Below are 12,994 nucleotides of genomic sequence, written 5' to 3' on the forward strand. Positions count from 1 at the left end.
AATATCTATGGATTGATTGTTTGAATATATTCTTTGCCAAAACGGTCGGTAACTTTAACCGCTATACGAGCATCTTTATTTTTAGGAGTTGCCCGGAACATATGCTGGGTAGGTCTTGGAGTAATCCATGTATAGACCATCTTTTCCCGGTCCGAACATACCACTGATGCGTATGGGTCTAAACCTGTATATTGTGTCATGCTTCCCATCAATTGACCGTCTTCCAACCATTCCACTTTCCACAGTTTATCCCAGTTCCAGACATTAGCAATAATATCCGACGGATGCTCTTTAGAGGCCCCTGCCGGATATGAGCGAAACTGATGTTCTTTAGGATATCCGGAACTTTTATAATACCATTTCACATCGTTACCATTCACTTCGTATACACCATAACCACGCGGAGTTCCATCCAGACAAACATCCGCTTTCCACCACGTACCACAAACCGCAGCTGTATTATGTTCCATCAGATTCTCATTAAATACTACATTGAGATTGTAGTGAGTGTGTCCTGTGATAAGATGTGCCTTATAGGGTTTCAAGATCTGATGCAGTGCACCGGCATTAACCATCTGATTGCCAATCATATCATAGTTATACAAAAAAGCTTCTTGCTTTTCCGTTTGACGGGAAGGGATATGCATAATAAAGAATACGAGTGACCCTTTCGGTACGTATGATAAATCCTGGTCAAGCCATGCAAATGTCTTTTCGTCCAGATAACCCATATAAAAATAATCACGTCCGATGAAGAAGTTGTTGTCTACTACAATGTAATGGGCATTCCCTTTATTAAAAGAATAGTAGGAAGGACCAAAAGTATCTTCAAAAGTCTTGTAGGAAGTTTCATGAGTACGACCGTCATAATTCATATCATGATTGCCAACTACACGATAAATGGGTATATCCAGTTGATCGGCTCTTTTCAGGTAATCGGGATATAATTCTTGATGGTCGCCTACAATGTCTCCGCAATCGATACCAAAAACATCAGTTGTTGCATAAGAAGAGAGAAGTTGTTTGCAATCATCCACTACATACTGATAAATAGCCAGTTCATCTCTGGAAGTAACCTGTATGTCAGATTGAGTAACAAAGACATGAGAGGCATCATCTTTCGGATTCTTCTTTAAATTAAAATTATAGTTTTGCTTTTTAGAATGATCGATTGGTAAATAAAAAGAAGGAATAGTCCCTTTCCGGTCTGTCAGATAACCTGAAGGAGTACAAATATACACAAAACGGCTGTCTCCCAAAGTTGGTATATTATACTTTCCAGAAGCATCAGTTTGCACACATATACGGCCATCGGTAACCATTATCCCCTGTATCCCCTTACCTTCGCAGGTTACTTTACCTTTGATGATATGAATCGAGGCTTCTGCCTGAACTGAAAAGTTCAAGCAGAAGCACATTAAAAGCAATAAAAAAAAGTGTAGTTTATTTGTTCTCATATTGAGGTGTACTTTGTAAATTTATCGAATGATTTCTTTTGCGTATTTCTTATAGATTTGCCGGGCTAGTTTTATTCCGTCACCACCTCGTTATAGTTGATTCTGTTACTCGGATTTACCCATTCGTTTTCATACATCCGTGATTCATTAAAGAAGACTTCCTCATCAAAAGCCTTCTTCTTTTCGACAGCTTTAATCACTTCATTTATAAAACGATCCCACCGGACAGAATAATACTGATTGGTTAGTCCTGCCCATGACCGATTGGCGTAGTCGGTCAGGTGATAGCTATCTCCCCAATGGTAATCAGAGAACGGGCATTCATCTCATAATAGTTTTTAGAAGCGGCATCGTGTCCCATATCGCGGGCGTCAGTGATCCATTTATTCAGAGAAAAGGTAGGATGACAGCTAACGAGCTTATCAAGATCAGCAAGAATTTCTCTCATTTTATCCCCTCGGTTTTTCATCATCATTATATCTCCGGCTTCATATGCAAGAGTAAACTCATCACGGACTACATTAAAATAATTTCCTAAAACTTGTCGTCCAATATTAACCAAATCAAACTCATAGCTATCCCGTTGACAGTCTTTTACTAACAATAGTAATCTCCACGCTTCAACTAAATCTTTGGGTTGATATTCTATTGTCGGCTTGGTAGTCCAATGTCCATTTCCCTTTAAACAAGGACGTGCATTGGTAAGTGTGCCTTGCCCTACTTGTGCCGGCTGGATATACACTTTTTCTGCCAGTATTTCCCATGCTTTTCTTGCTTCGGGAGACACCTTGCCAGTCCGTCTATCTGCCAGTTTTAAGAACCATTCTTTGTCTGTCTGACCGCTATTCCATGCTTTATCAAGAACAAATTCATACATAAACTGATTCAGGTCTATGCCTTCAAGAGTGGAACCAACTCCTTTAAGATTGCTGCCACCATTTTTTAAAGCATCTGCCAACCGTTCACTTACCAATTTAACTGGCCCTGACAAGAAAGAATTTCCTCCGAAATTGCCTAAATAACACCAAAGATAGGGTTGCCCGAAATAACTATCAGTCTGTTTCCATATTTCTGTATATTCGCAGAAGTAGTCTAATAGAATCAATTTGTCTTGAGGTACAGAACGAAGATAGGATTTTATACGTGGAGTAGTCCAATGCTTGATGTCAGCATAAAACAACCATGTCATTTGTAGCCATATTGCTTTCGGATCTACAGCAGCCACAGACTCGTAGATATGTTTAGCCATCATTCCTAAAGAATCGGCATCCCATGAAGGAGGATCTATCTCGTTAAACGGATCTATACCATAAATATGATTTGTGCCATACAAACGAGTTTGTTCGGTAAGATATTCTTTTTGTATGATCGCATACAAAGAATCCATAGGGTTAAGGAAAGTGCAACGATATTGATCGGCGAATCCTCCCCATTCGCTTACTCTGGATGTTTTTATATTGGGATAGACCCGTTTCAACGCTGCCGGTACATGTCCGGCAAAAGCCGGTAATACAGGTTGCATATTAAACTCACGTTCACGGGCAACGATCTGTTCCTGTAGCTCTGCCTGACTTGACAGCCACTCTTTGGGTAAGGGGCTTTGCCAGCCGTCCAAATTACACATTCGATGCCACGGAAGATGTGCAGGTCCTGTAAAATAGCCACGTATTTCTTCATCTGTCAATCCTAATTTACTCCAGACCTTATACCAGATGGCTTCCTGACCAGTAATAGCAAGAGGCATATTAATTCCGTTTAGAGCCATCCAATCGATGAAATGTTCCCAATCACTCCATTTCCACCAAGTCATTGAGTATCCGAACGTACAATAGTTCAGAAAGAAACGCGTTGGGACATTTGCCTTAATAGTGACTTCCGCCGGTATATTAGGAAGAGTCTTTGGCAATTCTATCGGATCATCCTTATACCATGAGATAGTAGTCAGGCAGTAGTTTTTCAAATAATGATTCAAACCTACAGCCATAGAGTTAGCATTATTCCGGAAATAATAATTTTATTCCCTTCACTTTTGATGGTAAAAGTATCTGTAGAAGTATCATTCAACAGACGAAAATCAAAAAATGAAGCCTGTTGAGGAAACAACCGTTGTGTCATTTTACGCATGGTAGTGATATTTGTATCTTCCGCGCGAATTTGGCAGATGACAACAAGAAAAAGGAGCACACTAAATATTTTCTTCATAATCATATTATTGTTTGATAAAACGAATAGCACATCCACCGCTTGTTGCCAGTTTGACATGAAGCGTATCAGAAGCCGTTACTGTTTTTTCTTCATATTTAAAAGAAGTCGGATTTGTTTTCCATTCTGCATCATCACTGTCAGCATATATTTGAGCAATATACTTTACCTCCGTCTCTAAAAAACTTAAAGGAATGTCCAACTCTCTTGCATTTTCGTCAGTGATGCAACCCACATACCAATCGCTAGAGTTGCGATCTTTTCGTGCAAATACGGAATAATCACCAATTTTCGCATCTACGACATAAGTTTTATCCCAATCGGTAGGTACATCCTTAATAAAATCAAACGCTTTTATCCCTTTATAATTTTCTGGTAAATCCGAAGCCATCTGTAAAGGGCTGTAGATAACAACAAAGAGTGCTAATTGCTTGCAAAGCGTAGTATTGACACGTGTTCCCGGATATGCCTCGTTAGCAAAATTGAAAGTTCCGAATGTAAAATCCATAGGACCGGCTAATCCTCTGGTAAAAGGAATAACAGTTGTATGTTCCGGAGGATTTCCTCCATCGGGAGACCACGCATTGTGTTCCTGTCCGCGTACACCTTCTTGGGTCATAAGGTTGGGCCAGGTACGTTCAATACCGGTAGGCATAACAGGCTCGTGGTTGTCAATTGCTATTTGATATTTGGCAGCTGTTTCTATTACTTTCCGGTAGTGACGTACGCCATACTGACCGTCATGAGCTTCTTTAAAATCCATTAGGCGATTTACATATCCTGTTTTTACAACATGTACTCCATATTGTTGATAGAAAGCAAAAGCTTTGTCCAGTTGGTTCTCATAGTTGCGTGTAGCAGCTGCCGTTTCATGATGTCCGATCAGTTCCACACCTTTTTCACGGGCATAATCTGTAATTGCTTTAATATCGAAGTCCGGATAAGGTTTGGTAAAGTCTAAAGAATCACCATGCTTCATCCAGTTTCCTTCCCAGCCGACATTCCATCCTTCAACTAAAACACCGGAGATACCATTCTCTGATGCAAAATCTATATATTTCTTTGTATTGGCAGTAGTTGCGCTATGTTTAGGACCATAATACCATGTTCCTTTGCCCAAATGCATTTCCCACCATATACCCATGTATTTTCCTGGCTTTATCCAGGAAGTATCTTTAATTTTGGAGGGTTCGTTGAGATTCAACATTAAATAGGAGGTAACTAGATCGCCCGGTTTATCACCAATCACGATCGTTCTCCAAGGGGTAACAAATGGAGCTTTGATATATGCTGCTACTCCATTAGACCAAGGTACTAACGAAGCACAGAGGGTGGCAGAATCCTTGACTGTCAGATTCATTTTAGGATAATCTGTCAGATTGGCTTCGTGAATGGTAAGATACTTTCCTTCCGCTGTTTCCATTGTAAGAGGAGTACGTACGGTGTCTAGTTCGTTAATGGGAGAGAAGGTTGCTATACACTCATAATACGGATCGGATGCAGGAATCCACCAGGCTTTGTGTGTACCTGACATTCTAAATTCTGTTTCTTCACTCATAATCACTAATGAATCCATGGATTCCTGTTGCGGGAATTCATAACGATACCCAATACCATCATTAAACAGACGGAATATTACATTAAGTTTGCGCTTTCCGTCTGTTTCTTGGAGTAGTACCTTCAATTCATTATAGTGATTGCGTACATACCGGCTCTCTCCCCAAGGTTGTTCCCAAGTCTCGTCTAAAGAGGAACGTTCGGTACCTTTAATCACAAAGTGGTTTAAACTATCCTCATGTTCCAGAATAAATCCCAGTTTAGAAGGGAGTATCATAGCGGCGTTTTCTTTGTTTACTGCGTATGATATTGTATTATCATTTTCTGTGACTGTTAGTTGTATTTTACCATCCGGAGATTTTAGTACCAGATTATCAGTCTCGTTACAAGCTGAAAGGAGGCTGGTGATTCCCAGAATATAAAATACTCTCCTTAATACAGTTAATCGATTCATCTTCTTTCCTTTTTTATGTTTTTGCTTATTTAGATTGCTGCATTTTGCGGGTATATACATTACCACAATGATCTGTAACTTCTACTCTTATTTCGGAATCCTTCGTTTCAGGAACCGCATAAAACAAGTGTTCGGTAATGTCCGCTCCCAAATACTTGTGTTTGAATGTAGAACTGTTTTTCTCGCAGTATTCATAAATAACAGGATCGTATCCGGAAAAACGGGGCATTTCCCCCTTGTCAATACCATTTTCATACCATTTCACTTTCCAGGTTGAATCGTAATTCCAAACATTTGCTACAACTGCCTCCTTTTTATTACGACTGGCACCTACCGGATAAAGCTCGAATTGATAATCTTTGTCTTTTCCTACACATTTGTAATACCAATTGACTTTACCTCCGTCAAACTCGTAAACGGCATATCCGCCTGGAGTTCCGTCACAAGCCCAGGGAGCTTGCCAAAACAGTGTTGACAAGGGAGCATGTACATGTTCGTAAAGATTGTCTGCCAAAACATAATTTTCATTATAGTGCTCATGCCCCGACATGATATGGGTATTGTAAGGTTTTAGCAGCTCATACAAATGAGAACGGTTGTTCATGACTTTCATAGTAGACTCTTTTCCCCATTCTTTCCGACGTGCTTCTCTTGAATATGTAGGAATATGCATGGCAACTACTACTGTAGATCCTGGAGTGACTTGTTTCAAATCCTGTTCCAGCCACTGAAGCTGCTGCTCGGTGAGATAACCAACATATAAATAGCTTTTTGCAATAAAGAAAATATCATCAAGAACAACATAATGTATATCTCCTCTATTAAATGAATAATAAGTGGGACCATAATAAGATTTGTAAGTAATACGGGCATGTTCATTAGAACGTACGTTTAAATCTAAATCATGATTTCCAATTACATAGAAAAAGGGAATTTCCGTTTCAGCTATTGCATCTATCATCGGTGTAAAGTAACTGGGCTTTTTATTGATGTCACCGATAATGTCTCCACAGACTATTCCATAGGCAGGAATCCCCTGATAATTAGTTGCCAACAGTTCTTTTACATCTTTTGAAGCCTGCTGTACTTGTGGCATTTCTTCATCGAAATAAACTTGTGGGTCAGCCCATACCACCAAAACGTGCTTTTTGTTGTCAGTAGATGATGGTGTCAGTTCAAAATCAATATGCACTTTTTTTGAAGGTTGAGCAGGTACTTTTTGAAAGAACGCAGGAACTTTACCTTTCATCGGAATATTATAGCCATCAGGAAGGGTGATGTAAATGTATTCTGCATTAGAGGTACTTGATATGGAATATTGTCCCTTGTCATCCGTAAGGACAATTTGTGTACCATCTGTAACAGGTACATTAGCAATTCCCTTACCTCCGGACAGTACTTTCCCATAATAGACCACGGGAGTAGTGATTGCCTGCACACTGAAACAGGAAAAACTCCATTGGAACAAGCTTAAAAGCAATAATAGTCTTAATTTCATTCTTTAATCCTTTCTATTTTAATCAAACGTGTGAGAGGCTTGTTTATTTTATATATTTGAGTTATCAACTGGTCTATTTCAGCTTGCCAGGCTTCACGTATCTGTGGAAACATGGCTTGGGTATAATTGGTATATAAATACTTCACTAAATAGTGACTTTCTCGCTCCGCTTTGGCAGCATCAAGAGCAGCTTTATTATCTGCGAAAAGTAATCCTCTATGCTTAAAAAAGACATACTGCATAGCCATATACTGTCGTAAACGTTTTTCTATAGCACATCTTTCCTCATTCAGATACATGATAGACAGGCTCTGTTGGTATTGGGGCGTGCATGTTATTTCAGCCAGATTAATTCCTTTACTCAATTCATTGCCGTCCCAGCGTCCTATTTCTGTTCCATCAATAGTCACTCGGAAATTGCCATGCAAATCGGTCACTTTCATTATTTCCTGATTCATTTCCTGCATAAAGGGAACTTGTCTGACAGCATCCCGGGCTGTACCTTTTGTTCCCCAACGAGGAATAGTGTCGACAGGAAAGGGCAAAGAACGGGATAAATAGCTGAAAGATATTGTGTCATTTTCGTTCTTTATATGAGTTATTCGACAATTTCTCTCTTCCATTGCTTTCCTGTTAGTTGCATTGATATGAAAATAAGCGACTTCTTTCCCTGCAAGTCCCTGTGCTTTTAAGAACAAATATGCCATTACCATGTGACCGTCTTTATCCGGATGAATTCTGTCACCTCCACAGAAAGTAGCTGTAGAATCAGACTGCTGAATCTCCTTATTCAGCTCACACATCACTGTATTGAAATTGACAAATCCCCATCCTCGCTTTTGGGCAACTTCTGCTTGCATTTCAATAATTCTTTTGATCGTCTCATTCTTTCCATGTAAAGTTTCCACTCCTTCCAATTTCACATTCTCATCATAAGGAGAAGAACCCAAAAGTACTACGTTTTTTATTTTCTTGTCTGCAAGAATCTGCTGTTGTAGTTTTCCAAACTCTGTGTTAGCGTATTCTACCTGTTTATTCGCGTACTTATCATATCCGGGCTTATTATATCCGTCATATCCGGAATCATTCATTCCGAAGGAACAAACCAGATAAGTTGGCTTTTTAATTTTAATATCTGAATCGAAACGAAAAACCATGTGGCTTGCACAATCGCCACCAATTCCTCCATTATAAATACGAAGAGGCAATTCGGGGAAATGCGTCATATAATACAGCCATATATAAGAATGATAATGGCCTCCTTCCGTTATACTATTTCCAAGAAAGACAATTCTGTCATTGGCTTTAAATGATGGAATTTGCTGTGCACTTACGGGAAACAATAAAATGCAACAGGTATATAATATGAATAGTATTTTTTTCATTGCTCAATCTTTTTATTCAATAGGAGTCAGAATTGCTGCCCAACCACCGCCTTTGGCCATTGTGACATTGATCGAATCACCTTTTGAAACTATTACCTCTTCTGTTTTAAAATCCGATGCATAAACATCTGCATTCACACCATCTTTGAAAACTTCCATTTTATATTTGTCTGCCTCAAGAAAGTTCAGTTTTACTTCAATGCTGCGGGCATTCCAGTCTGTCAGGCCTGCCAAATACCAATTCTTCCCATTTTTACGAGCAATCACCAATTGTTCTCCGATTTTGGCTGTTATCGCTTTGGTATCGTCCCAAGTGGTAGGTATACGGGAGATAAAGGAAGCAAATTCAGGAGCTTTATAATAGTTTGAAGGAGAATCTGCTAACATTTGTAACGAGCTTTCATACACTACATATAAGGCTGCTTGATGGGCACGCGTACCTAAACTGATCGGATGCACGAAATTGATGTAAAAATCTTCTGCTGTCGCATTGTTTACTGCACCAGGCGTATAATCCATCGGACCGGCTACCATTCTAGTGAATGGAAGTATCAGGTCATGTACCGGATTAATATCTCTTGAATCTTTATCGTGCTCTAATCCCAGTACACCTTCAAAAGTCATCACATTGGGGTATCTCTTTTGTAAGCCGGAAGGTTTGAAAGAACCATGAAAATCAACGAGTAATTTACGGTCCATAGCCGCTTTTCCTACACGCTCGTAGAAATTAACTATATATTGATCCGAACGTTGCATAAAATCGACTTTTATACCTTTGATTCCCCATTTTTCATAAATATCCAGAATTCCTTCCAAATCTTTATCCAGCGGGTTCCACAAAGTCCATAATACAAGGCCAACGTTTCTTTCCTTTCCATATCGTACAAGTTCCGGGATATTAAGTTCGGGGATTGCCTCTTTAATATTCCAAGTCCCGGCTGACCATCCTTCATCTAATAAAATATATTCAATTCCGTATTTTGAAGCGAAATCAATGAAATATTTATAAGTATCAGTATTCACACCTGCCTTAAAATCTACTCCATATACATTGAGTGTACTCCACCAATCCCAAGAGATCTTTCCGGGTTTAATCCATTCTGTATCTTGAGTGACAGATGGAGAGGCTAATTGATATACTAAGTTGTTTTCAATCACTGCTTTGTCATCCTCGTTAATCATTAACACACGCCAAGGGAAGGTTCTTGTTCCTTCAGTTTCGGCAATGTAAGAAGCTTTCTCTAATAATACTTCATCACGGTCGGCATCTTCCTTTAATGCACTTTTTAAAACTACAGGAGGAAACTCGCCAGAGAGTGTGTTATTGCGATCACCAGTCAGGAATAGATTAGGATAATCGAGAAGATCGGATTCCATGATGACAACTTTTGTTCCTTTAGGAGTAGAAAGATAAATGGGTAGATAACCTTTCATTTCTTTAGTCAGAGAGGCAATGTTTAATTCATCAAAAATGGCTTCACAATGTGTAATGTATTCCTGATTCTTTTCTCTAGGCCAATATACTTTGCAACCATCTGTCCAGTTTTGCTCAACAGTTTCATTATTAATGATAACTTTTGGTTGTTGTAGCGAAGTCTCAAAACGATAGGCAGCTCCATTGTTGTATACCCTGAAGACTATTGCGTAATTGCCCTTGCAAGTCAGGGTTAACTGATTATATTGGTCTCTGATGATTTTTTGTTTAAGTGGAACAACAGCGGTTTGCTCCGAATTTACTTTGACTGTTTTAGCCTTTATTACTTTCGGATTCACTCCTGGTTGTTCAATCTGTCCTGCGATATTCATCTGCATCAGACTGGGATTTAGTATACGCTCCCCGTTGTAATCAATGCTCCAGCTCAATTGTTTACCGGCTGTAACAGTCACTTTGATTTTTCCATCCGGTGAATTTACTGTGTAGTTTTTGGCTTGAGTCATTATGCATGTGCATAAAATAATGTGTAATAGTATAAGTACTCGTTTCATTTTATATATTATATTTTATTGAATGTTCTCTATTTAAAGACTCTCTGCTCGTTGAATTCCTTCTTTAATAGCTGCCCATTGATTGAATTCTATTACTTGTACAATGTCAAACACCATTAATCCTTCGGATTGGGAAAGACAGACATAAACAGCATCTGCTATATTGTCCTTGTGATTTAAAGCATACAAAGTTCCATAGACTTTACATGCACCATGAATAATGCGTTGTGCACGCGCTATACCATATTCTATTGATTCGGGATCATTTAATCCAAATATTTTGGTTAAATAAGTTCCACATAGAAAAGTATCCAATAATCCGGCAAAACCTGCATTTTTATATTCAGATGAAGCCCAACTGTATTCTTTTGAGAAATCATATTCGGTGGATGCCCAATTTTGTCCTTGCCCATAAATGGCATGAATCCATGAGGCGGCCCAATATTCTAATTGAATATCCGGTTTAATATTTTTAATTTCTGTACGTACCCGTTCTACAAAATTACGTACAACCATAGAACGGAATTCCCACCATTTTTTATAATAAGCCCCTGTACGCTTAGTCCCATCCGTATTCCAAGTGAAAATATCATCCGGGAATCGATCCAGTTGTTTTCCAATGTATTGTTCAAAAGTTACTTTTGTAATCTCCGAAAAGTCACTTTCATCTCCCGGATAACGACAATAGTCTAAAGCAAAGCCATCAAAATCGTAATTTGTAACTAATTCTTTTATGAAATTCAAACAAAAGTCTTGTACTTCCGGTAAAACAGGATTCAAAAAGGCGGAAACTTTCGTTTTATCGTTCTTTATATCTATCAACCCTTGATCTTTGGTGTATTCCAGACAAGTTTTTCCATTCCATGTATCATCACGATATGCCATCCCATTTTTAGAAGAAGGCAGGCCTGCTGTAAATATGGTGGTGGATACTGTAACTTTAAGTTCACGTTTATGGGCCTCATCAATAAAAAATTGAAGATAATCCCAATCTCTTTCAATATGTATACCGGCAAGATCAGTCAATGGGGTTAAATAAGAACTTTTAAACAGGGCATCCCCTTGTACAGGACGGACATCAACTACAATTTTATTAAAACCTGTTGATTTGGCAAGATCAAGATAATAGGTGATGTTCTCTTTCTTTGAGAAACGTTCAAAATTAGCTTCTGCATCAAACCAAAGCATTTTTTCTTTTTCAGGAATCGGTTCTTCCGGAATAACAGGAGCGGGAGGATTTGCATCAGGAAGTTCTGGTTCTACAGTCTTTGTGGAACAACTACTAAATGATAGAAGAAAAAAGAATAATAAAATGCTTGGAATGAATTTCATACTTTATTGTTTTTATTTCCCGATTTCAGGCTGACATTAAAAAAATACAGCCTGAAACCGAGAATAATAAGAAAGCTAAATAAAATAAATTTGTTATCCTAAAGATCTTTCGACCGTTATTTTAAAGCTACTGCCGTAGTTATAGCACGTTGGGCACCTGCACTTGGTTTTATCACCGGTTGTCCGTTGACCAACATACAAGTTGAACCACCACCATCAAGATTCATCGCATCTACACAACCCAAGCTTTTCAAAACATTAGCTATCATAGCCATATTCATACCCTTTACACCCTCCGTCACACTACGACCTTCGCAAACGAAAAATACCACCTTATTATTGGCTGTTACTCCAATAGCTGTTCTTGGATGATAATTTTCAGGAGCAACTCCACTTTCTTCATCAAAAAGCTCTTCAGTAAAAGTATTTCTCACATTTCCGTCTTTCAACAAGATCGGACCTCCTCCAATAGCTGTTTCCGCATTTAGTTTTACGCCTCTAGCCGGAAAATAAGCTGAAGGTATAGGTTGAGGTTCATAACCGGATTTATTAGGAGAAGGTTCTTCATAGGTATATGTCACGCCATCAGCTGTTGTATAAGCCCAATCTGTGGAGAAACTACCATTTTTTGACAACTGAAAGATACCTCGTGTCGGGTAATAACTTTTTTGAGAGCGTATCTCTTCCTGTGAATTTACTGCTAATACCTCTCCTTCACGACATAGCAGACTAACAGACTTTCCAGCTCCCATAACAAAATATCCGCCATTCATAATTATCGGATATTTTTGTTGTTCTGCTTGCCAAATTTGATTGGGAGTCTTAGAATATATCTGATCTCCTATAGTTGCAAAATTAGCTTTTGACATATCTGCAACAGCAATAAAAAGCAATAGCTTCATACCTTCCAATTCTGTTGGAGATTTATATACACTTATGTACTCAGGTAACGTGCCAAACTCTGTTGCCTGTTTAACCCAACCTAATGTTGTCGGATCAGGATCCGGCATTACTACCTTTTCATTATCATCATCTGAACAACTTGTCGCTGACATAGCGGCAATCATGAAAAGAAGCCAATATTTTGATATATTTTTCATTATCATATTGATTTAATCGTAAA

The 12,994-nt window shown here is 38.7% G+C and carries 7 protein-coding genes and 2 pseudogenes; all 9 read right to left on the reverse strand.

Annotation, left to right across the window (positions count from 1 at the left end; all coding sequences use genetic code 11):
• Positions 1 to 5 precede the first annotated feature (5 nt).
• Positions 6 to 1,457: a calcineurin-like phosphoesterase family protein gene (locus DXA05_RS01135; protein WP_128858658.1), complete on the reverse strand. Its 1,452-nt coding sequence runs from the start codon at positions 1,455 to 1,457 to the stop codon at positions 6 to 8.
• A gap of 71 nt (positions 1,458 to 1,528) precedes the next feature.
• Positions 1,529 to 3,267, reverse strand: a pseudogene (locus tag DXA05_RS01140) (alpha-N-acetylglucosaminidase).
• Positions 3,268 to 3,398: 131 nt separating this feature from the next.
• Positions 3,399 to 3,719 (reverse strand): annotated as a pseudogene (locus DXA05_RS28275) (alpha-N-acetylglucosaminidase N-terminal domain-containing protein).
• Positions 3,667 to 5,670: a glycoside hydrolase family 97 protein gene (locus DXA05_RS01145; protein ID WP_128858659.1), complete on the reverse strand. Its 2,004-nt coding sequence runs from the start codon at positions 5,668 to 5,670 to the stop codon at positions 3,667 to 3,669. The pseudogene DXA05_RS28275 and the gene DXA05_RS01145 overlap by 53 nt, the downstream one beginning before the upstream one ends.
• 25 nt (positions 5,671 to 5,695) lie before the next feature.
• Complete coding sequence (locus DXA05_RS01150; RefSeq protein WP_128858660.1) at positions 5,696 to 7,168, reverse strand: calcineurin-like phosphoesterase family protein; 1,473 nt, start codon at positions 7,166 to 7,168, stop codon at positions 5,696 to 5,698.
• Positions 7,165 to 8,553, reverse strand: coding sequence for an SGNH/GDSL hydrolase family protein (locus DXA05_RS01155; protein ID WP_004307213.1), 1,389 nt, complete (start codon positions 8,551 to 8,553; stop codon positions 7,165 to 7,167). Before DXA05_RS01155 ends, DXA05_RS01150 begins: the two co-directional genes overlap by 4 nt.
• A 12-nt stretch (positions 8,554 to 8,565) precedes the next feature.
• Positions 8,566 to 10,539, reverse strand: a complete 1,974-nt coding sequence (locus tag DXA05_RS01160) for a glycoside hydrolase family 97 protein (protein WP_128858661.1) — start codon at positions 10,537 to 10,539, stop codon at positions 8,566 to 8,568.
• A gap of 33 nt (positions 10,540 to 10,572) precedes the next feature.
• Entirely contained in the window at positions 10,573 to 11,871 is a 1,299-nt protein-coding gene (locus DXA05_RS01165; protein ID WP_128858662.1) for a family 10 glycosylhydrolase, read from the reverse strand.
• A 116-nt stretch (positions 11,872 to 11,987) separates the two neighbouring features.
• Positions 11,988 to 12,971, reverse strand: coding sequence for a phosphodiester glycosidase family protein (locus tag DXA05_RS01170; protein ID WP_284515342.1), 984 nt, complete (start codon positions 12,969 to 12,971; stop codon positions 11,988 to 11,990).
• Between the last annotated feature and the right edge of the window lie 23 nt (positions 12,972 to 12,994).

The sequence above is a fragment of the Bacteroides sp. AM54-2NS genome (genome assembly GCF_003602935.1).
In the GTDB taxonomy this organism is placed as follows: Bacteria; Bacteroidota; Bacteroidia; order Bacteroidales; family Bacteroidaceae; genus Bacteroides; species Bacteroides xylanisolvens.

Bases quoted from the DNA above. Each gene is read 5' to 3' on its own strand.
- DXA05_RS01135 (WP_128858658.1), bottom strand. From the start codon at position 1,457: ATGAGAACAAATAAACTACACTTTTTTTTATTGCTTTTAATGTGCTTC.
- DXA05_RS01145 (WP_128858659.1), bottom strand. From the start codon at position 5,670: ATGAATCGATTAACTGTATTAAGGAGAGTATTTTATATTCTGGGAATC.
- DXA05_RS01150 (WP_128858660.1), bottom strand. From the start codon at position 7,168: ATGAAATTAAGACTATTATTGCTTTTAAGCTTGTTCCAATGGAGTTTT.
- DXA05_RS01155 (WP_004307213.1), bottom strand. From the start codon at position 8,553: ATGAAAAAAATACTATTCATATTATATACCTGTTGCATTTTATTGTTT.
- DXA05_RS01160 (WP_128858661.1), bottom strand. From the start codon at position 10,539: ATGAAACGAGTACTTATACTATTACACATTATTTTATGCACATGCATA.
- DXA05_RS01165 (WP_128858662.1), bottom strand. From the start codon at position 11,871: ATGAAATTCATTCCAAGCATTTTATTATTCTTTTTTCTTCTATCATTT.
- DXA05_RS01170 (WP_284515342.1), bottom strand. From the start codon at position 12,971: ATGAAAAATATATCAAAATATTGGCTTCTTTTCATGATTGCCGCTATG.